We start from the raw sequence: 21,259 nt of genomic DNA on the forward strand, positions 1-21,259 counted from the left end.
CAAGGGTTTGGCTGTTCGCCAATTAAAGTGGTACGTGAGCTGGGTTCAGAACGTCGTGAGACAGTTCGGTCCCTATCTGCTATGCGTGTAGAAGAATTGAGAGGAGTTGACCCTAGTACGAGAGGACCGGGTTGAACATACCACTGGTGGACCGGTTGTAGCGCCAGCTGCAGTGCCGGGTAGCTAAGTATGGACGAGATAACTGCTGAAAGCATCTAAGCGGGAAACTCACCTCAAAACTAGTTCTTCCTATAGAGCCGTGGTAGACCACCACGTTGATAGGCTGGATGTGGAAGCGCAGCAATGCGTGCGAGCTGACCAGTACTAATAGCTCAATTGGCTTGATTTATGCACTGAAAAAAATTTTTATATCTTAAATTTTATATTGATTTGATTGTTTATAGTTAGGTTCACGTCAAGTTTTAAACAAATAAATTTGCTTTAAATTAGAAATGAAAACATTCAAAAAACTTGTATATCTCTTAACAGCTAAAGATCGTAAAGTTGCGTTAATTTTAATGTCCATGATTTTAGTTATGGCCATATTAGAAACGCTCGGATTAATTTCTATATTACCTTTCATGGCTGTATTATCTAACCCAGAAATAGTAGAGACTAATACTTATTTAAAAAAAATTTTCGAGTGGTCCAAAAATTTAGGAGTTGAAAATACAAGACAATTTTTATTTATTTTAGGTTCATTTGTTTTTTTAACTTTAGTTGTATCTCTTTCTTTTAAGGCACTTACAGTATACGTACAAATATTGTTCGGTACATTGTGCAGATATAATCTTGAACGTCGAATGATAGAGGGCTATCTAAATCAACCTTACAGTTGGTTTTTAAATCGTCATAGTTCTGATCTCGGTACAAATATTCTAGATGAAGTTGGAACAGTTGTTAATAAGGGGATTGGTCCAATGATGGATCTTATTTCTCGTATAGTTGTTTCAGCTACTATAATTTCTTTGTTAATCGTAGTAGATCCAAAACTTACTTTTATTGTCAGTTTTACTTTGGGTACAGTATATGCATTAATATATTTTTTAAGTAATAATTTCATAAAAAATCTTGGTCAATCTCGTCTTAATGCAAACAGGCTAAGATTTAATGCTATTAGCGAGGCTTTTGGTGCGATTAAGGAAATAAAGATAGGTGGATTAGAAAATATTTATATTAAAAGATATTCTAAACCAGCAAGAAAAGTCTCAAAGAACCAAGCATCATTTGGAGTAGTTAGCTTGTTGCCTCGTTATGCTCTAGAAATAATCGCGTTTGGAGGCATATTGCTTTTAGTGCTGTATTTAATGGTTAAGACTAATAACTTTATTAATGCTGTACCTATTATAGCTCTTTATGTGTATGCGGGATATCGTTTGATGCCATTGTTGCAAGGGATTTACAATTCAGCGGCTCAACTTCATTTTGTAGGACCTTCACTTGAGTCTTTATATGGCGAATTGATAAAATTCAAAAAATCAAGCTCAGAGATAAGTAAAGATAAAATTAAACTTATGAAAAACATAACTCTTAAAAATATAAGTTATAAATACCCTAATTCTTCAAAAACTATTTTAAATAATATAGATCTAAATATCTCAGCTCAAACAAGTATTGGCATAGTTGGAATTACGGGCAGTGGTAAAACTACTATAGTTGATATTATACTTGGTTTACTAGAGGCTCAAAAAGGTAGTCTAAAAATTGATGATAAATTAATTGACAAAAATAACATTAGAGCTTGGCAGCGTTCAATCGGGTATGTGCCACAGCACATTTATTTAGCAGACGATACTATTGCTGCTAATATAGCCTTCGGAGAAAATCCGGATTTAATTGATCAAACAGCAGTAGAACGTGCTGCCAAAATCGCTTGTATACACGAATTTGTGGCTAATGAGCTGCCTTTAAAATATAATACTAAGGTAGGTGAGAGAGGGGTTAGATTATCTGGCGGTCAGTTACAAAGAATTGGAATTGCCAGAGCACTATATCACTCTCCTCAAGTGTTAATTTTAGACGAGCCTACAAGTGCATTAGATAATTTTACAGAACAGGCAATAATGGAGTCCCTGCATAACATGAGAAGTGATTTGACAATTATTATGATTACTCATCGTATTGATACAGTAAAAAAATTAGATAATATTATTTTAATTGAGAAAGGGACAATCAAAGGACAAGGAACCTATGAGGAATTAATTAAAATGAATATAAATCTTACAGGTACTATGAATAAAGGCAAACAGAACATATGATAGTATTAGGTATTCATGATGGACATGATGCATCTGCATCATTGATGATAAATGGCAAAATAGTAGCTGCAAATCAGGAGGAAAGATTTAGTAAACTTAAAGGAGACTATGGTCTTCCAATTAAAGCAATAAAATGTTGTTTAAAACAAGGAAATGTATCTTTAGCTAAAATTGATGAAATAGCTGTAGCTAGTCATACACTCAATCCCGTTTTGCTTTACATTAAAAGGAATGCAAATTTTTCAGTAAATGATTGGGTAAAAGAACAAGAAGATTACTGGTATAAAGTTTTTTATCTTAAAAAAAAAAAAATTAATTATTATAAAATTTTTAAAAATAGCTTTAAGAAGCTTGATAAATACTATGATTTTAAAAATTTATTAACACTTTATAATGACAAGGATTTAATTAAAAAATTTAAAGAAATTAGATTAGACTGCATATCTAAAAATTTGAATTTTCCAAAGAGTAAAATTAAATTTTATACTCATGAATTTTGTCATATTTATTATTCGTATTATTTTTATCCTGAAAGAAAAAATGGAATAGCTATTACTAGTGAAGGAATAGGTGATTTTTCAAATGGCTCTGTGGGTACTATCAAGAGCGATAGATATAAACTTATTTCTCATACGAAAAAAAATCACTTGGGACATATTTACCAATACATAACTTTACTATTAGGCATGAAGCCAAATCAGCACGAGTATAAAACTATGGGACTAGCACCTTATGCATCATCATATGAAATAGATAAGATATATCCATTATTAGATGAAGTATTAAAAATTAAAAATTTAAATGTTACTTTTAATAAAAAACCAAAAGATCTTTATTTCCATTTCAAAAGGGCTTTTCATGGAGCTAGATTTGATGGCATAGCAGGAGCTGTTCAAAGATTTATTGAATTAAAGTTACAAGAATGGTTTTTGAGCTGTAAAAAAAAGTTAAATTTAAATAGATTTTATTTTTCAGGTGGTGTGGCGCAAAATATTAAAGCTGCAATGTTTCTTAATAGTTCAACAAAATTGGGTAAGATAATTGTGCCCCCTGCTGCTGGTGATAGCACCTTGTCGATTGGCGCTTGTTATCACTCAATGCACTTAAAAAATTTTGATAATAAAAAAAAGATTAAGTTATTTCCTATAAAAAACATGTATCTTGGATATAAAAATAATTCTAATGATATAGAAAACTATATTAAAAAGAATAAATTTAATAAAAAATTTATAATAATTAAAGATTATAAACCCGAAAAAGTTGCAAAGATAATTGCTAACGGAAAGATAGTAGGCAGATGTTGTGGGGGAATGGAATTTGGTTTAAGAGCTCTAGGTAATAGATCTATTTTAGCTGATCCAAGAAAATTCGAAACCGTAGCAAAAATAAACCAAAAAATTAAGAAAAGAGATTTTTGGATGCCTTTTACTCCATCTGTATTATTTGAGGATAGAAATAAATTTTACAAAAACAATAAAAATTTGAATGCTAAATTCATGAGCATGGCTTTTAATACAACTGAATTTGGTAGAAAGAATTTAAAAGCAGCAATTCATCCAGCTGATTTTACAATAAGGCCCCAAACTGTAAAAAGAGAGGATAATAAAAGTTATTATGATTTAATAAAATCTTTCAAAAAAATTACTAAAATAGGCGCTTTATTGAATACCAGTTTAAATTTGCATGGTATGCCAATCGCACTAAACCATATTGACGCTTTATATATTCTCCAAAATTCGGATTTAGATGCAATGGTATTTGACAAAATAATTGTATTAAAAAAAAAATTATAATTTCTCTGCTTTAATAAAATAAAACTTCCTAATAATATTGAGACCATTGGCTATAACTTTATTTCTATTTTGTTCATATAAAACAAAAGAACTTAATGGATTTTTTGATTTTATTAAATTTACTGAAGGAATAAATTTTTGTTTAGAAATTTTATAACCCTTTTTTTTAAAATAAGACTCTATTTCGTTTAATGAATGCATGTTTAGTCCAGCTTGTGATTTACCATCTCCAATTTTGTATTTTACATAGACATTATAATTGCTTTCGCTGAAACCTGAAAATAAAGAAATGGTTCCATTTTTATTTAAGCAACGATCCATTTTGTCAATAAATTGTTTATAATTATCAAAAAAACTAATCACCCCCCAAATTAATACTAGATCGAATTTGTGTTTGGTTTTGAATTTTTGAATTTCTTCTTTATGAAACTTAAAATTTTTATAATTATTTCTTTTATAAAATTTATTAGACATATTTATCATTTCAATATCATTATCAATTCCATAATAATATCCTTTGTAATCTAGTTTTTTCAAAGCATACAAAGCTTGGCCTGCACCACAACCTAGATCCAAAATTTTATATACTTTATTTAAATTTATTTTTTCTAATCCTTTTTTGATACGTTCGTACTTAGCTAATTTTGGAATATTTGATTTTGAATATTTTAAATTTTTAATACTTTTAATTTTCATTTTTTTTTATTTTAAAACTTATTAACTTTAGTGAACTATCTTTACAACCTAAAATAATTGATTTTTTATTGTATTTAATTGTTCCTGATTTAATTTTTTTTTTAAAAATTTTAGCTTTAGTTATAATTATTTTATGTTTGTTATCTAAGAAATAAGGGCGTGGATAAGGTTTCCTCAAAGCCTTAATCATTGCAAGAGCTCTTAAAACAGGAGTTGTCTCAGGCAAAAATAAACTATCTTTCCCTGTCCTTTGTTTCCAATACTTTGCTTCATCATTATTTTGATTTTTCAGTTTTCTATTATTCTTTAAATCATTAATTGATTTTAAAACTAGATGTGGAAAAATCGAATTAGCTATTTTGTGCACTTTTAAAATATCGTAGTTTTTATTTAAAAATTTTTTCTCATTAATAATTTTACCTTCATCTATTCCTTTAGAAACTTTAATTACTGACAGACCAATATATTTTTCTCTGTTTATTATTTGCCAATTAAGTGGAGATCCCCCTCTATATTTGGGTAATTTACCAGCATGGCAATTGATCAGACCATATTTTGGTAAGCTTAAAAAATTTTTTGGAAATATATAAGGAAAACCACAGATTATTCCTAAATCTATTTTTTTTAGATTTTCTTTTATATTTTTTTTTTTTAAACTTGAAATTATTTGTGTAGGAATGTTGAATTTTCTAATTTTTTTAAAAATCGATTTATTTAAGAACTTTTTTGATAGATAAATTTTACAAATCTTAATTTTATTTTTTTCTAAAAACTTAGTTAATTCATATCCTCTATCACCATTGATAAATAGCGATACTTTAAATTGTATTTCTTTATTGAAATTATTCATCTTGTGTCTTAATCATTAATACTATTTTAAAAAAATTAAATTTAAAACCATTATTGACTACTGCAATTATACAAGTGAGGCTTAATTCTAAAAGGTTGCCAGGTAAGGCATTGCTTAAAATCAATGATAAAACAGTATTAGAGAATATAATAGTGAGATTAAAAAAATCAAAATCAATAAAAAAAATAATTGTATCAACTTCTAATAAAAAAAGTGATTATCCGATTGTCCATTTTTGCAAAAAAAATAAGATTTTAGTTTTTAAAGGTTCATTAAATCATGTATTCAATAGAATTAAAAAAACTACAAATAAATTTAAACTGAAGTATTTTTTAAGAGTTTGTGCCGATAGTCCTTTAATTGATCCTACATTAATTGATAAATGTATGAAAAAATTTGTAAAAGGGTATTATGACGTTGTAACAAATAAATTTCCAAGATCTTACCCAAAAGGACAAACTGTTGAAATTATTAAGGTGAGTACCCTAAATAAGATTAACGAAAAAAATTTGACTCCAGATCAAAGAGAACATTTTACAAAATATTTTTATGATAATTCAAAAAAATTTAGAATTCATAATCTTAATTCATCAAAACAAAAAAAAAATATTTCAATGGCACTAGATAATAAAACTAACTTTAATTTTTTGAAAAAATTAGCAAAAAAATATAAAAACAATATTAATGATTTATCTTTAAATCAATTAATTAAGATTTATGAAAAAAAAATTATTTAAGGCAGGAGTAATTGGTTTAGGTGTGGGAATGCATCATTTTCAAGCTTTAAAAAATCATCCTAACTGTATTGTAAAAAAGGTTTATGATTTTGACAAATTAAAGAAATTCAATTTTAAAAAAAAATTTCCAAATATCGATTTTGTTAAAAATGAAAATGAAATATTTCAAGATAAAGAAATAAGTATTGTTTCAATAGCAAGCTATGATAATTTTCATTATAATCAAATACTTAAGTGTATAAAAAACAAAAAAAATATTATTGTAGAAAAACCAATTTGTTTAAACAAAAAACAGCTTAGCTCAATAAATAGTTTATTAAAAAAAACAAATTTAAAGATCACATCAAATATGGTTCTAAGAACCACAGATTTATTTAGACAAATAAAAAAAAAAATATCTAATAAAAAAATTATTTCTATAGAAGCAGATTATTTATGGGGAAGATCATATAAATTATATCAGTGGAGATCGCAATTAAAAGATTATTCAGTAATTCATGGCTGTGCTATTCATGTCATAGATTTAGTTTTATGGTTACTAAATAAAAAACCAATTACAGTTTATGTAAAAGGAAATAATATTGGAGTTAACAAAAAAATATTTAAAAAAAATTCTTATGTAATTATTTTGCTGAAATTTAGCAACAATTTAATTGTAAAGATTACAGCTAACGCAAGCTCAATTTATCCTCATTTCCATGAATTGAAAATTTTTTCTAAAAATTCAACAATTATTCATAATTTACAAGGGTCATATGAGATTAAAAAAAATAAAAAAATAAAAAAACTTTTCTCAAAATATCCTGACAAAAAAAATAGATTAAATATAATTCATAGTTTTGTAGACAATTTAAAAAATAGATATATTAGATCTATTGTTAATAAAAAAGATATAATGAACTCAATGAGCATATCTTTAGCAGCTGAAAAGTCTATGAAAATAGGTAAAGAAGTAAAAATAAAATATGAAAATTAATTTTTCAAATAATAAAATAAAAAAACAAGATATAAAACAAGTTGAAAAAATTCTTAAAAGTGGTTGGTTGACTCATGGAAAAAATACAGTCAATTTTGAAAATGAATTTAAAAAATTTACTGGAGCAAAATTTGCAATTACTGTCTCTAGTTGCACTGCTGGACTACATTTATCTTGCTTAGCATTAAAATTAAAAAAAGGTGATGAGGTAATTGTTCCGTCACAAACACATGTAGCAACTGCTCATGCAGTTAAATTAACTGGGGCTACGCCAATATTTTGTGATATAGATTATTTAACAGGCTTGATAAATCCTGAAAAAATTAAAAAGATTATTTCAAAAAAAACTAAAGCTATAATTTTAGTCCATATGAATGGTTTTTCTTGCGATATCAGTAAAATTAAAAAAATTTGTAAAAGAAAGAAGATAAAAATAATTGAAGATTGTGCACATGGACTTGGTACAATGCATAGAAAAAAACATGTTGGAAATTTCGGTATTTCAGGAGTTTTTTCTTTTTATCCTACAAAGCAAATTACCACTGGAGAAGGTGGGATGCTAATTACAAATAATAAAGAATTTGCAAAAAAAATAAGATCCATTAAAGCTTTTGGGATTGATAAGGATATAACTCAAAGAAAAATTCCTGGATATTATGATGTTAAAGACCTAGGAATAAATTATCGTATGACAGATTTTCAAGCTGCAATCGGCTACAAACAATTAAAAAGATATCCCAAAGAGCTCATATTAAGAAAAAAAAATGCAAAATATTTATATTCACTTTTGAAAAATGAGAAAAATATAAAATTACCTCAATTTAATGATGACTATTCTTATTTTATTTTTCCTATACATTCTAATGTAAGAAATGATTTGATGAAAAAATTAAAAAATAAAAAAATTGGCTTTAGTATACATTATGCTAAAGCGCTGCATCAGATGACTTATTATAAAAAGAAATCCTTTAAAATGACCAACGCTGAAAAATATGCTAAGACAAACTTATCTTTACCAATTTATGGAGAATTATCTAAAAAAAAATTAAATTATATTTATAGGGCTTTAAAATGAAATCTAAAAAAAGAGTATTATTAGTTGGAGGTTTAGGTTTTATAGGACACAATTTAGCACTAAAATTGAAGCAAGATTTTGAACCGATTGTAGTTGATGGATTGAATGTTAACAATTATTTAAATTTTGCTGACCCTGACGTCAAAAACAAAGATTTATACTCGACCATTCTTCATACTAGAATAAAACTTTTAAATAAAAATAATATCAAAATGATTGTGCAAGATGCTAGAGATTACCATCAGATGTCTAAAATTTATAATGAATATAAACCTAGTACTATTATTCATTTAGCTGCAGTATCACATGCAAATAAATCTAATAAAGATCCTCATAATACTTTCGATCACAGCTTGAGAACACTTGAAAATACACTTGATATTGCAAAATCAAATAAAACTCATGTAATATATTTGTCATCTAGTATGGTGTATGGAGACTTTAAAGGTGAAACAGCTTTAGAGGATCAAAATTGTAACCCAATTGGAATTTATGGCTCTTTGAAAATGGCAGGAGAAATAATTGTAAAATCTTATAATCAAGTTTTTAATTTACCGTATACAATTATAAGGCCCTCAGCTCTGTACGGTGAAAGATGTGTCAGCAGGAGAGTCGGTCAAATTTTTATTGAAAATGCTATACAAAATAAAGAAATAACCATTAATGGTAGTGGTGATGCGAGATTAGATTTTACATATATTGATGATTTTATTAAAGGAATTATTCTTTGTTGTAAAAAAAAAAGTGCAAAAAATCAAACCTTCAACTTGACATATGGTAATGGAAGAAAAATTTCAGATTTAATTAAAATAATTAAGAAGAAATATCCTAAGTTGAAGATTGTTAAAAAAAATAAAGAAGCTTTTACACCTGAAAGAGGCACGCTTAGTATCGATAAAGCAAAAAGATTGCTAGGATATAAACCATCATTTCCAATAGATAAAGGTTATAAAAAATATTTAAAATGGTACCAAACTTTTTGGAAAAATGAATTTTCTCAATAAATTTAAAAAAATTAAAAAACCTCTAATAATCGCTGAGATTGGGAATAATCACGAGGGAAATTTTGAAAATGCATTAAAATTAATTGATGCAGCAAAAAAATCAGGCGTTGATGCTGTTAAATTCCAGACATTCAAAACTGATCTTTTTTATTCAAATCAAGACTTAAATAGAGTTGAAAGACTTAAAAAATTTGAATTATCATTTGATCAGTTTTCAAAATTAGCTAAATATGCCAAAAAAAAAAAATTATTATTTATATCAACTCCATTAGATCTTAAAAGTTTAGATCATTTAAAAAAAATTGTAGATATAATTAAAATAGCATCGGGAGATAATAATTTTAAAGATTTGATTAAAAGTTCAGTTAAGTCAAATAAAGAGTTAATTATATCAACTGGGCTTACTTCATTAAAAGAAATAGAGGATCTTAAAAAGTTTATTCAAAATTTGAATCATATAAGTAAAACTTATTTTCTTCATTGTGTAGCTAATTATCCAGTTGATCCAAAAAATGCTAATTTAAATTTCATACTTAAATTAAAAAAAATTTTTAAAGATAATATTGGTTACTCTGATCACACAATTGGTATTGACGCATGTTTAATCTCCTTTTTATTAGGTTCTATAGTTATTGAAAAACATTTTACGTTAGATAAATCATTTTCAAAATTCAGAGATCATGCAATTTCAGCTGATCCTAAAGATATGAGTTTACTCGTTAAAAAGATAAAAATGTATGGAGAATTGACGAATGATAAAAAAAAAAGTTATTTAAATTGTGAAAATAAAGAGAGAACTTTGTTTAGAAGATCTTATTATTTTAACAAAAGTTTGGCAAAAAATAGAATTATAAAATCAAATGATATAATTCCTTTAAGACCTGGTAATGGAATTCAATTAAATAAGAAGTATCTTATAATTAATAAAAGAACAATTAAAAATGTTAAAAAAGGATCAATAGTTAAATTATCAGATTTAAAAAAATAATTTTATATGTGTGGAATTGCTGGCTTCTATGGATCTAAATTACCAACTCAAAAAAATATTATTAAATCAAGCAAGCTAATTAGACATAGAGGTCCAGATGCCAATGGGGTAATAGTTTTAAAAAAAGATAAATTAGTTTTTATTCATAGAAGATTATCAATTATTGATATTGATCAAAGATCTAATCAACCAATGGAGTATGAAAATACCATTTTAATTTTCAACGGAGAAATTTACAACTACATTGAAGTTAGAAAAAAATTAATTGCAATGGGACACAAATTTAAGACAAATTCAGATACTGAAGTATTAATTCATGCACTTAAACAATGGAAAGAAAAAGCAGTAGATTTTTTGGAAGGAATGTGGGCTTTTGCTTGGTATGATAATAATTCTAAAAAATTAATTTTATCAAGAGATAGATTTGGCGAAAAACCTCTTTATTATTTTTTAAAAGAAAAAAATTTGTTCTTTAGTTCTGAGATAAAATCTTTGTCAGCACTTTCATCTAAAAGATTTATGATTAATTTTGAAAAGATAGAAGAATTTTTAAAAAATGGTTATAAATCATCATTTAAGGATAAGAATTTATTTTTTAAAGATGTTTTTCAAATAAAACCAGGGTCACTTTTAATTATTGGGAAAAACAAAAAAATAAAAAAAATAGATTATTGGAAAAGAAAAAGAAATATATTTAATAAAAAAATATCGTATAGAGAAATAATTGAAAAGAATAAGAATAATTTAATTAGATCTGTAAAACTTAGAACACGATCAGATGTTCCAATTGGTTTTTGTATGAGTAGTGGTGTTGATTCGAATGGATTAATTTCAATAGCAAAGAAAAAGCTTAAACAAAAAATAATCGGATATAATATATATAGTAAAAATAAAAATTATGATGAGTACGGACTTACAAAAAAATCTGCAAAAAAATTAGACATCAAGTTAAAACTAGTTAAAGTTCCAAGGACAAATTTTCTTAAATATTTGAAAAAAATTATTCAAAGTAGAGGATACCCTTTATTTACAATCTCATATTTTCTACACTGGTTTATGATGAGACAAATGAAAAAGGATGGAATTAAAGTATCAATAAGCGGTTCAGCTGCAGATGAAATTTATTCAGGTTATATTGATCATTTTAATCAATTTTTATATCAAATAAAGGATGATCGAGTTCTTTTAGCAAAAACAAAATCTGATTGGCATCGATACTTTAAAAGATTTATACAAAACAAAAATTTAAGAAAAGATGATTTATATTTTAAGAATAAAAATTTTAGAGAGCATATTTATGATAAATATCCTCATGAAATTTTTGTTAATAAAAAGAAACCAAAATTTTATGAAAAAAAATTTTCAACTGATTTATTGAGAAATAGGATGATGAATGAATTATATTATGAAATTGTCCCAGTTTTACTTCATGAAGATGACTTAAATTCTATGAATTTTTCAATCGAAAACAGAACACCTTATCTAGATAGAGAGATATATGATTTTATACAAACTATACCTACTAAACATTTAATTAAAAATGGATATTTAAAATCAATATTGAGAGACTCACTTAATAAAATAACTCCAAATTTTATAATTAAAAATCGAAAAAAAATAGGATTTAATGCATCTATTTATGATTATATTGATGTAAGGTCAAAAAGCTTTAAATCAATTATTGAAAGCAAATCAAAAATATTTAACATAATTAATCGTAAAAAATTTTATGAATTTATTTTAAAAAATAAATCGCCTGAAAATAGTAAGCTTATATTCCGTTTTCTTTCAGCAAAATTTTTTTTAGACCAAAATACCCGACTATAATAAGGAAATTGAATGAAATTAAAATATTGTATCAAGTGCTTAATGCCGAATACAAAATTGTATTTAAATTTCACCAACGGTGTATGCAATACATGCCTTTATTATAAAAATTATAAAGACTCAAAAAAAAAAATTGATTGGAAATTTAGACAAAAAAAATTTGAGAAACTAATTCAAAAAATAAAGAAAGTTAATGCACCAAATTTTGATGCTTTAGTTCCTGTCAGCGGTGGAAAAGATAGCATATTTCAGGTTCATAAATTACTAAACAAAGGTTTAAGAATTTTGGCCGTTAATATTGATTATGGAATAAAAACTAAAATAGGTATTTCTAATTTACAAAATATATCTAAGATGGGTGCTACCTTAATAATAGTAAGACCTGACTTAAAAATACATAAAAAAATTTTGAAAAAATCTTTTTTAGAATATGGAGATCCAGACCTAATGAGTCATTGTATGCTACATGCTTTTCCAATTCGAATAGCTTTAAATTTTAAGATTCCACTTGTTTTACTTGGTGAAAATTCAGCGATCGAATATAGTGGATCAATAAAAAAATATGATGCAAAAAAAATTAGTTATAAATGGTTTAAAAAATTTGCTGCTAATTCAAATTTAACTCCAAGAATTTTTTCCAAAAAACATAAAATTGAATATAAATCATTAAAAAATTATGACTTACCATCAGATAGCGAATTAAAAAAAACTAATGCAGTCTTTGCTAGTTATTTTTTTAAATGGGACTCAGAGGAAAATTTAAAAATTGCCAAAAAATACGGTTTTAACTCTTTAAAAAAGGCTGGTGAGGGAACTTATAGAAATTATGTTGGAATTGATGAAAAAATCAATAGGATTCATCAATATTTGAAATATTTAAAATTTGGATATGGTAGAGCCACGGACCATGCCTGCGAAGATATTAGAAATGGCAAAATTTCAAGAAAAAAGGGTCAAAATTTAGTCATGAAGTTTGATAGAGTTCCTATTTCAAAATACTATTATGAAGAATTTATAAATTTAATTGGAATTAGTGAAAAAAAATTTTTTTCTACATTAAGGAAATATACAAACAAAAAACTTTTTGATTTCAAAGGAAAAAAATTTTTATTCAAATTTAAGAATTTTGACTAAATGCAAAAAAAGATTAGAAAGTTTCATACAAAAAGTAAGCTTAATACTCGTATTACTTTATTGAAAAATATATACTTAAAAGAAAATCATCAAGTTACTTTTCTTGAAAAATTTAAAAAAGAAAAAAAAGAGTATGATATAGTTAAAAAAAACTGGGGTTACTACGCCACACCATCAATAAATAAAAGATTAAAAAAATTTGGGTATGAATGTGTGATAACTAAGAATAGTCAGAATAAATTTTTTTTGTGTCTTGTTAATAAAGATATGAAAAAAAAATTCAAATCATATTTACAAAAAGATGATCAAAAAATTGTTTGTTGGTTAAGTTCTAAAAATTTGAAATTAATAGATAATTTATAATTATTAATTAATGAATATTTATATTAAGGTTGAAGTTAAACTAAGAGAGTTAGAGTCGAGATTATTATTAGCAATGGCTGCAGCAGAAAAAGGCCATGAAGTTTTACTCGGATCTAATCTTCTTACATTAGATTTAGTAAAAAAAAAAATATTAAAACCAGGAATAATTTTTGAAAAAAGTATTGTGCCATCTGAACGTAGAATCAAACAATTGATTGCTTACAGAGATAATGGTTGCAAAATTACTGCAATCGATGAAGAGGGTGGATTTATTAATAATAGTTTTAAAGAATTTTTAGAGGAAAGGTTTTCACTAAGTTCTGTGAAATTAACTGATAAAATTTTTACATGGGGAATTAGAGATTATAAAAAATTCACGTCTTATTTTAGTAAGTATAAAAATAGATTTTCTGTTACTGGAAATCCAAGGGTAGATTTTTGGAGAAAAGAATTTGATTATTATTATAAGAATCAAAAATTAAGTCAGATTAAACCAGGAGATAAATTTATATTATTAGCATCAAATTTTGGAGCTATGTTGCATGAACGAAGAATTTGGCAAGAGGTTAAAGTTTTAAGAGATAAAAAAAATTTTGAAAGAGGACGAGATGAGTTTTTGTATTATGAATTCAAATCATATCAAATAAGATTGGCAGCTAAATTTGTAAAGGCAATGCGAATTGTTTCTAAAAAATTTAAAAATTTGAAAATTGTAATAAGACCTCATCCATCTGAAAGTGTCGATGCTTGGAAATCAATTATAGGTCCTAACAAAAATATTTTTGTAATCCAAGATGGATCTATTGGTAAATGGATAAGAAAAACGAAATTACTAATTCATAATAGTTGTACCAGTGGAGTCGAGTCACATGCTTCAAATATACCAACTATCGCTTATAGACCTTTAAAATCTGGTTTTGAGTTTAAATTTCCAAATTCATTATCTGATAATGTGTTTGATGAAAAAAATTTAATTAAAAAAATCGAAAATATTATTAAAAAAAAAGATGGTATCAAAAGAAAACAAGATAAAAATTTTAATGATTATTTTTGTAATTTAAAAAATGAATTAGCGTCTGATAATATTGTTAGAGAGTGGGAAAAGCTTGATAATGGCAAATTATCAAAAAAAAATAATTTGTTTAAGTTAAAAACAATCGCAAATTTAAAAGAGCTCAAAGGGAAAATTATAAATAAAAGTTTTTTAAATAATAATCAAAATTTAGACCATAATAGCGCAAAATATAAATTTCCTAAAATCGGTAATAATGAATTAGAAGCAATTACTAATAACTTAAAAAAATCCTTAAATAGATTTGGGAATGTAAATGTTGAACTTTTTTCAGATAGATTGATTTTAGTGAATAATAAAAATGTTCGAAGTAAATGATAAATTTAAAGATACTTTTGATGTTTTGTTTAGACCAACAAGTATAGAATTTTATTTGGATTTATGAGAGAAATTAATTATATAACTTTTTCATCTATCCCTTCACCACTACCAAGCTCTTTGCAAATAATAAAAACTTGTGAAAGTTTATCAAAATTTAATTATAACGTAACTTTGATTAAACCTGGGACTGGAAATAAAAAATTTTCTATAAAAAAGTATTATGGACTTACTCAAAATGTTAATATTAAAGAATTTATCTATTTCAAAAAATTTCCCAAAGGTTTAGAATTTTATTTGTATTGTTTTGCCTGTTTATTTTTTATTTTAAAAAAAAAGAAATCTCTTACGATTACGAGAAATTATTTTGTATGTTATTTGCTTTTATTATTTAATCAAAAAGTAATTTTAGAAATTCATCATGATACAAAAATAGAAGGTAGAATAACTAAGTTTATTTTAAAATACTTAAATTTTTTTAATAATAATAATTTAATAAATATAGTAGCAATTTCTAATGCAGTTAAAAATTTGTTTATAAATAAATATAAAGTTATTTCAAAAAAAATTACAGTTTTACCGAGTGGAAGTTCAATTAAGATTAATTATTTAGCAAAACAGAATAACAACAAAAGAATAAAAATTGGATATTTTGGTTCAATTTCTCCATCAAAAGGGATTAATACATTGATTAAATTATCGAAAATAGATCCTGAAAACGATTATTACATTTTTGGAGGTAACAAACAGTCAATATCCAGAATTAAAATTGTAAATACTAATAAAAATTTGTTTATAAATGAAAGTATCCCATATGTAGTTTTGCCAAAGATGATGTTAAAAATGGATATATTAGTTTTGCCATATAGCAAAATTATAAAATCTGCTGGTGAAGTAGATGACATTTCAAAATATACATCTCCTCTCAAACTTTTTGATTACTTGGCAGTTGGAAAAATGATTATATCATCAGATTTAAAAGTTCTAAAAGAAGTAATAAACTCTAAAAATGCTTTTTTTGTAAGTAATTATGAAAATATTTATGAGTGGAAAAAGAAAATATCTATGGCAAAAAATAATAAAATGAAAATTTCAATTATAAGTAAAAATAATTTTAAATTATCTAAGGAGTTTGATCATTTAAAAAGAGTGAAAAAATATCTTGGTAAATACCAATATATCAATTCATGAATAGAAAACCATCAGTTACAGTTATAATTCCTTATAAGAATAATCTTAAATATTTATTTTTAACTTTAAATTCTGTATTTAAACAATCATATAAAAATTTAAAAATTTTAATAATTTATGATGATGAAGATAGGTCAGATCTATACAAAATAAAAAAATTTATAAAGAATATAAAAAGTAAAAAAATACCTTTTATAAGAATTGAAGTTAATAAAAAAAATTTAGGCGTGGGGTACTCAAGAAATAAAGGCATAAAAAAAAGTAATTCAAAATATGTGGCTTTTCTTGACTCAGATGATTTATGGGCAAAAAATAAATTGAAAACCCAAATTGATTATATGGAAAAAAATAAACAAGTATTTTCACATACATCCTATTATATAATTGATGACAAAAACAAAATAATTTCAAATAGGAATGCAAAATCAGTAATTACTTTTGATGAGCTTGTGAAATCTTGCGATATAGGATTATCAACAGTAATCTTAAATTTAAGATTTTTAAAAAAAAATAAATATTTCTTTCCCAAAATAAAAACAAAAGAAGATTTTGTGCTTTGGTTAAAAATTTCAAGAAATCTAAAAACTATGAGGGGTATTAACAAAAAATTAACATATTATAGAAAAACCAGCGATTCACTTTCTTCTAATAAATTTACAAGTTTAATTAATGGTTATAAAGTTTACAGAAATTATATGCAATTCAATAGGATAAATGCATTATATCATTTAATTTTGCTTTCTTTTAATTATTTAAAAAAAAATTTAAGATAAATTATGAAATAAATTAATGCAATTTTATTTGTTTACATTTGTTATTTTAGTTTTTTATTTATTATTAACAAATTTTTTTTTAAAAAAATTTAATTTTAGTCTTGATAAAGATGCAATAAATGAAAAACATAAATCTCTTTTAAGAAAAGATAGCTCTACTCCACTAGCTGGGACTTTTTATTTTTTACCATTAATAATATTATTATTTTATGATCTGGACACCAATTTAATATTTTGTTGTGCTATGTTATTTTTTTTGGGTTTACTTGCCGATATTAAAATTGTTACTTCTTATAAGTTGAGATTAATTTTACAGTTTTTACTAATTGCATCAATTTTTTATATTTCTAAAGAAATTAAAATTGACACAAGAATATTGTTCATAAATGATCTAATGAATTATGATTTAACGAGAATTTTAATTTGTACTTTTTTTTTCATGGTTTTAATTAATGGTTTTAATTTAATTGATGGAACAAATTGTTTGTGTACATTAAATTTTTTTATAATATCTATTTTTCTATATTTATTAATAAAAAGCTCCAACATAAGTTTTATAAACCATGAGTTGAATATATTCATTTTATCATTATTTGTATTTTTATTACTTAACTTCTTTGGAAAAAATTTTCTTGGTGATGGTGCAGCCTATGGACTTGGTTTTTTATTAGGATATCTTTTATTAAAAGTTTCTTTACTAAATAATAATATATCACCTTATTTCATTGCAAATTTACTTTGGTATCCAGCATTTGAAAACTTGTTTTCTATTTTAAGAAGAAATTTTTCAAAAAGTAATAATTATTTACCTGACAATGAACATTTGCATCAATTGATTTTTAAATTTTATAAAAAAAAGAAAATTACAGAAAGAAATTTTTTATTAAGTTCATTAATTGGAATGTCAATAAACTCAATATTGTTTTTAAATTACTTTATAGGTTTTAATTATTATAACAATTCGATAATACAAATTGTTTTGATCTCAAGCTCAATTTTATTGTATCTAATATCTTATTATTATTTTGATAAAAAACTTGGCTAAATATTTTATAAAACTATTATTAAAGAGTTTTTTCTTCAAAACTAAGATAAAACAGATTTTATGATTGATGTATTTATTTTTGTTCTATTTTTTTATTTCTTACTAATTTCTACAATTGGTTTTGGGTTTCTTTTTCAAAAAATATTCTTCAATTCAATAACAAATTTTGAAGATCAAAAAATTATTTATATTGGATTTTATGGTTTATTTTCATTGACATTTATATCTCTTTTGACAAGTTTATTTTTTTCGCACAATTATATACATAATCTTATAATTCATTTTTTTGGTATTTTATTTTTTTTTATTACTAAAGTTGAAAATAAAAGATCATACTTAAAGACAATTTTTTTTATATCTATTTTTACAATTTTAGCTGTCCTCATTTCTAAAACTCATGATGATTTTTCATATTATCATCTTCCATTCACTAAGTATTTAACTGAACATAAAATTATTTTTGGAATGGGAAATCTTTTACATGGATATAAATTATTATCATCTTTATTTTTTTTAAATTCTACTTTTTATCTACCATTTATTGAATATTTTGCCTTTCATTTTAGTTCATTATATTTCTTAATATTTTTTAATTTTTTTTTATTTAAGGAAATTATTTCAAAAAAAAATCATGAAGTCACAAAATATTTATATTTATTCGCTTTAGTATTTTTTAATTTATCATTTAATAGAATTGCAGAATATGGTACCGACAAAGTTGGTCAACTTTTAATAGTTCTATTAATTATAAAAATTTTTCAGATTACTTGTTTTGATAAAAAAAAATTTAATTATGAAAATACTTTATTAATCATTCCATTAATAGCATTTTGTCTGACTCTTAAAACTTATTTTTTACCTTATATATTAATTGGATTAACGTTATTTTTTTTTGGAGATAAATTTAACAAAGTTTTTAAAATTATTTTTTATTCAAAATCTTTTATAATTTTTATTTCAACATTATTCATTTATTTCCTTCATCATTTTATATCTACTGGATGTATAATTTCACCAATAAGTGCAACTTGTTTTGGAGATAATTTAAATTGGGCACTTGATAAAGAACATTATGAAAATTTATCAAATTGGTTAGAGCAGTGGGCAAAATCTGGAGCTGGGCCAAATTTTAGAGTCGAAGATCCCTTAATATATATTCAAAATTTCAATTGGGTTTCTAGATGGTTTGAATATTATTTTATGGGAAAGGTTAAGGATCAATTATTAATATTGATTTCGGTTTTTATAGTAACATTTATTTTATTTAAAAGATTCAATGTAAGATTAAAAACTTTTAATATACAAAAAGAAGTCTTATTTTTTTATCTTATAATTTTAACAGTTTTTTTCTTGTGGTTTGTAAAACATCCTCAGCTAAGATATGGTGGTTATTCTATATCTTTTTTAACGTTATCAATTCCTTTAGCATTATTTTTTCAAAAATTTGAAAATAAAAAATTTTTTCAGAAAAAATTTAAATTTTTAATAATATTTGTAATAATTATTTTCAATTTAAAAAATATAGATAGAATTAACAATGAAATTCAAAGAACTGATCACTATAAATATGATAACTTTCCTTTTTTTGCCATTCCCGAAAAAGATTTCATTTTTGAGACGACTTCATCTGGTTTAACAATCTATAAAACAAAAGGTCATTGCTGGAACATTCCATCACCATGTATCCAAAGTTTAGGCAAATTTAGATTTACAACTATTAAAAAGAATGGATATTTTTTTTTTATAGATAACAGGAGTTAAAATATAAATGTTCTATTCTAAGATAATAATAAAACTTTTAAATTTTTTTGATTATTTTCAACAAAAAAAAATAATAAAATTAATAAATAATAAATTTTTAAAACCATTAGTTGTATTTGATGTGGGAGCTCATCATGGTGAAACAATTAGATTATTTTTAAAGAAACTAAAAATTGAAAAAATTTATTCTTTCGAAGCAAGCCCAAAAAACTTTGAAGTTCTTAAAAGGAAAATTTCTAAAAATCAGATAAATAATAAAGTTGAAATTTTTAATTTAGGTTTAGGTGACAAAATATCAAAAAATTATATTAATCAGGTAATCGAGTCTTCCTCATCGACTATTAATCAATTAAACGAGGGTTCAAAATATTTTAAAAAAAAAAAGCGAATTTTGAATGTAAAAGAGCAGGATGTCTTTTACCATAAAATTCCAATCTCAATTTTAACATTAGACTCTTTTGTAGAAAAACATAATGTGAAAAATATAGATTTACTTAAGATAGATACAGAAGGCTATGAATTTAATGTATTAAAAGGAGCATTAAAATATAGTCAAAGGATTAAGCTAATATATTTTGAACATCATTATGATGATATGATTGTAAAAAATTATAAATTTGGAGATATTCATAAATTATTACATGATAAAGGCTTTAAGATGATTAAAAAAAGTAAAATGTTGTTTAGAAAATCTTTTGAATATGTTTATGAAAATCAAAGTGAATAAAAATTTATCTTTTCATTCTTAATTTATAATATGCCACAAGTACAATAAATAACATTCTTAGAGCGTTGGAAATTACTGAGGTCATTTTTGTTTCGTTTTCTTTTCTCTCATAATATGTAACTGGTACTTCTGAAATTTTTAGATTATTTTTATACGCGCTAATTAAAAGATCAAAATCTCCCCACAAATCTTTAATTCCCCAATTTGAAATATCCTTTTTGATTTTTATCCAATCTTTTTTATAGAATATTTTAGTTCCACACAAAGTATCTGTAATTTTTTTTCTAAACAATAAGCTAAACAGACCTGCAAAAAAACTATTTCCAATAAAATTTGTAAATTTCATAGCTCCATCTTTTTGTGGATAAATCATTCTTGTGCAATTTATAAAATCAGCATTTGTTTTTTTTAATATATTAATAGAAAATTCTATATCTTTAAAACTAACAGTCAGGTCTGCATCATAAATTACTATTATATCACCTTGTGAAAGATCAATTCCTTTATATACATTTTCAGATTTGCATATTCCAGGACCATTATATTTGATAATTTTATTTGTATTTAATTTTTCAGCCAACTTATCTATTTCTTGTATGGTATCATCTGAAGAATTATCATCACCAAATAAATATTCATTTTGTTGATTGTTTTCTCTAATTTCTTTTTCA

General features: G+C 24.3%; 19 protein-coding genes and 1 rRNA gene. 17 read left to right on the top strand and 3 right to left on the bottom strand.

Going from position 1 to position 21,259, the window contains the following annotated elements:
* The 3 genes from AMN70_RS02495 to AMN70_RS02505 form a co-directional block, all read left to right on the top strand.
* Positions 1–349: ribosomal RNA gene (locus AMN70_RS02495) — 23S ribosomal RNA — on the top strand; the annotation flags it as partial.
* Positions 350–452: 103 nt separating this feature from the next.
* Positions 453–2,258, top strand: a complete 1,806-nt coding sequence (locus AMN70_RS02500; protein WP_256998027.1) for an ABC transporter ATP-binding protein — start codon at positions 453–455, stop codon at positions 2,256–2,258.
* Positions 2,255–4,051 carry a carbamoyltransferase C-terminal domain-containing protein gene (locus AMN70_RS02505; protein ID WP_075501443.1) on the top strand — a complete coding sequence of 599 codons (1,797 nt, stop codon included), beginning with the start codon at positions 2,255–2,257 and terminating at the stop codon, positions 4,049–4,051. Before AMN70_RS02500 ends, AMN70_RS02505 begins: the two co-directional genes overlap by 4 nt.
* Here AMN70_RS02505 and AMN70_RS02510 read toward each other — a convergent pair.
* Together AMN70_RS02510 and AMN70_RS02515 are read right to left on the bottom strand one after the other, a co-directional pair.
* Entirely contained in the window at positions 4,046–4,747 is a 702-nt protein-coding gene (locus AMN70_RS02510; RefSeq protein ID WP_075501445.1) for a class I SAM-dependent methyltransferase, read from the bottom strand. The two genes, AMN70_RS02505 and AMN70_RS02510, sit on opposite strands and share 6 nt — an antisense overlap.
* A complete protein-coding gene (locus AMN70_RS02515; protein ID WP_075501448.1) occupies positions 4,737–5,597 on the bottom strand; it encodes a formyltransferase family protein in 861 nt (286 codons plus the stop codon). The genes AMN70_RS02510 and AMN70_RS02515 overlap by 11 nt, the downstream gene beginning before the upstream one ends.
* A gap of 74 nt (positions 5,598–5,671) precedes the next feature.
* Between AMN70_RS02515 and AMN70_RS02520 the strand changes: the two genes are divergently transcribed.
* The 14 genes from AMN70_RS02520 to AMN70_RS02585 all read left to right on the top strand — a co-directional run bounded on the left by AMN70_RS02520 (position 5,672) and on the right by AMN70_RS02585 (position 20,588).
* The gene (locus AMN70_RS02520) at positions 5,672–6,334 is read left to right on the top strand and encodes a cytidylyltransferase domain-containing protein (RefSeq protein ID WP_256998028.1); all 663 of its coding nucleotides are present in this window, start codon (positions 5,672–5,674) and stop codon (positions 6,332–6,334) included.
* Complete coding sequence (locus AMN70_RS02525) at positions 6,315–7,310, top strand: Gfo/Idh/MocA family protein (RefSeq protein ID WP_075501453.1); 996 nt, start codon at positions 6,315–6,317, stop codon at positions 7,308–7,310. Before AMN70_RS02520 ends, AMN70_RS02525 begins: the two co-directional genes overlap by 20 nt.
* On the top strand, positions 7,300–8,385 hold the full coding sequence (locus tag AMN70_RS02530; protein ID WP_075501455.1) for a DegT/DnrJ/EryC1/StrS family aminotransferase: 1,086 nt from the start codon (positions 7,300–7,302) through the stop codon (positions 8,383–8,385). The genes AMN70_RS02525 and AMN70_RS02530 overlap by 11 nt, the downstream gene beginning before the upstream one ends.
* Positions 8,382–9,389, top strand: coding sequence for an NAD-dependent epimerase/dehydratase family protein (locus AMN70_RS02535; protein ID WP_075501457.1), 1,008 nt, complete (start codon positions 8,382–8,384; stop codon positions 9,387–9,389). The genes AMN70_RS02530 and AMN70_RS02535 overlap by 4 nt, the downstream gene beginning before the upstream one ends.
* Complete coding sequence (locus AMN70_RS02540) at positions 9,373–10,377, top strand: N-acetylneuraminate synthase family protein (protein WP_075501459.1); 1,005 nt, start codon at positions 9,373–9,375, stop codon at positions 10,375–10,377. The genes AMN70_RS02535 and AMN70_RS02540 overlap by 17 nt, the downstream gene beginning before the upstream one ends.
* 6 nt (positions 10,378–10,383) lie before the next feature.
* A complete protein-coding gene (gene asnB / locus AMN70_RS02545) occupies positions 10,384–12,204 on the top strand; it encodes an asparagine synthase (glutamine-hydrolyzing) (protein WP_075501461.1) in 1,821 nt (606 codons plus the stop codon).
* A gap of 12 nt (positions 12,205–12,216) precedes the next feature.
* The gene (locus AMN70_RS02550; RefSeq protein WP_075501463.1) at positions 12,217–13,338 is read left to right on the top strand and encodes an N-acetyl sugar amidotransferase; all 1,122 of its coding nucleotides are present in this window, start codon (positions 12,217–12,219) and stop codon (positions 13,336–13,338) included.
* Positions 13,339–13,701, top strand: coding sequence for a hypothetical protein (locus AMN70_RS02555; RefSeq protein ID WP_075501465.1), 363 nt, complete (start codon positions 13,339–13,341; stop codon positions 13,699–13,701).
* Between the two features lie 10 nt (positions 13,702–13,711).
* Positions 13,712–15,091 carry a surface carbohydrate biosynthesis protein gene (locus AMN70_RS02560; RefSeq protein ID WP_075501467.1) on the top strand — a complete coding sequence of 460 codons (1,380 nt, stop codon included), beginning with the start codon at positions 13,712–13,714 and terminating at the stop codon, positions 15,089–15,091.
* A 63-nt stretch (positions 15,092–15,154) separates the two neighbouring features.
* Complete coding sequence (locus AMN70_RS02565; protein ID WP_075501469.1) at positions 15,155–16,282, top strand: glycosyltransferase; 1,128 nt, start codon at positions 15,155–15,157, stop codon at positions 16,280–16,282.
* Entirely contained in the window at positions 16,279–17,055 is a 777-nt protein-coding gene (locus tag AMN70_RS02570) for a glycosyltransferase family 2 protein (RefSeq protein WP_075501472.1), read from the top strand. The genes AMN70_RS02565 and AMN70_RS02570 overlap by 4 nt, the downstream gene beginning before the upstream one ends.
* Before the next feature lie 16 nt (positions 17,056–17,071).
* Positions 17,072–18,100 carry an MraY family glycosyltransferase gene (locus AMN70_RS02575; RefSeq protein WP_075501475.1) on the top strand — a complete coding sequence of 343 codons (1,029 nt, stop codon included), beginning with the start codon at positions 17,072–17,074 and terminating at the stop codon, positions 18,098–18,100.
* Positions 18,101–18,160: 60 nt separating this feature from the next.
* Positions 18,161–19,861, top strand: a complete 1,701-nt coding sequence (locus tag AMN70_RS02580; RefSeq protein ID WP_075501478.1) for an LIC_10190 family membrane protein — start codon at positions 18,161–18,163, stop codon at positions 19,859–19,861.
* 7 nt (positions 19,862–19,868) lie between these two features.
* On the top strand, positions 19,869–20,588 hold the full coding sequence (locus AMN70_RS02585) for an FkbM family methyltransferase (protein ID WP_075501480.1): 720 nt from the start codon (positions 19,869–19,871) through the stop codon (positions 20,586–20,588).
* 4 nt (positions 20,589–20,592) lie between these two features.
* On the opposite strand, the gene AMN70_RS02590 is transcribed toward AMN70_RS02585, so the two are convergent.
* Positions 20,593–21,259 (bottom strand): glycosyltransferase family 2 protein (locus AMN70_RS02590; RefSeq protein WP_143323406.1); only part of this gene is annotated, 667 nt, incomplete at its 5' end.

Origin of the sequence: Candidatus Pelagibacter communis, from assembly GCF_001179925.1 — a bacterium.
Classification (GTDB): domain Bacteria; phylum Pseudomonadota; class Alphaproteobacteria; order Pelagibacterales; family Pelagibacteraceae; genus Pelagibacter; species Pelagibacter ubique_E.

Bases quoted from the DNA above. Each gene is read 5' to 3' on its own strand.
- AMN70_RS02550 (WP_075501463.1), top strand. From the start codon at position 12,217: ATGAAATTAAAATATTGTATCAAGTGCTTAATGCCGAATACAAAATTG.
- AMN70_RS02525 (WP_075501453.1), top strand. From the start codon at position 6,315: ATGAAAAAAAAATTATTTAAGGCAGGAGTAATTGGTTTAGGTGTGGGA.
- AMN70_RS02515 (WP_075501448.1), bottom strand. From the start codon at position 5,597: ATGAATAATTTCAATAAAGAAATACAATTTAAAGTATCGCTATTTATC.
- AMN70_RS02585 (WP_075501480.1), top strand. From the start codon at position 19,869: ATGTTCTATTCTAAGATAATAATAAAACTTTTAAATTTTTTTGATTAT.
- AMN70_RS02500 (WP_256998027.1), top strand. From the start codon at position 453: ATGAAAACATTCAAAAAACTTGTATATCTCTTAACAGCTAAAGATCGT.
- AMN70_RS02580 (WP_075501478.1), top strand. From the start codon at position 18,161: ATGATTGATGTATTTATTTTTGTTCTATTTTTTTATTTCTTACTAATT.
- AMN70_RS02555 (WP_075501465.1), top strand. From the start codon at position 13,339: ATGCAAAAAAAGATTAGAAAGTTTCATACAAAAAGTAAGCTTAATACT.
- AMN70_RS02560 (WP_075501467.1), top strand. From the start codon at position 13,712: ATGAATATTTATATTAAGGTTGAAGTTAAACTAAGAGAGTTAGAGTCG.
- AMN70_RS02505 (WP_075501443.1), top strand. From the start codon at position 2,255: ATGATAGTATTAGGTATTCATGATGGACATGATGCATCTGCATCATTG.
- AMN70_RS02570 (WP_075501472.1), top strand. From the start codon at position 16,279: ATGAATAGAAAACCATCAGTTACAGTTATAATTCCTTATAAGAATAAT.
- AMN70_RS02575 (WP_075501475.1), top strand. From the start codon at position 17,072: ATGCAATTTTATTTGTTTACATTTGTTATTTTAGTTTTTTATTTATTA.
- AMN70_RS02540 (WP_075501459.1), top strand. From the start codon at position 9,373: ATGAATTTTCTCAATAAATTTAAAAAAATTAAAAAACCTCTAATAATC.
- AMN70_RS02565 (WP_075501469.1), top strand. From the start codon at position 15,155: ATGAGAGAAATTAATTATATAACTTTTTCATCTATCCCTTCACCACTA.
- AMN70_RS02530 (WP_075501455.1), top strand. From the start codon at position 7,300: ATGAAAATTAATTTTTCAAATAATAAAATAAAAAAACAAGATATAAAA.
- AMN70_RS02510 (WP_075501445.1), bottom strand. From the start codon at position 4,747: ATGAAAATTAAAAGTATTAAAAATTTAAAATATTCAAAATCAAATATT.
- asnB (WP_075501461.1), top strand. From the start codon at position 10,384: ATGTGTGGAATTGCTGGCTTCTATGGATCTAAATTACCAACTCAAAAA.
- AMN70_RS02535 (WP_075501457.1), top strand. From the start codon at position 8,382: ATGAAATCTAAAAAAAGAGTATTATTAGTTGGAGGTTTAGGTTTTATA.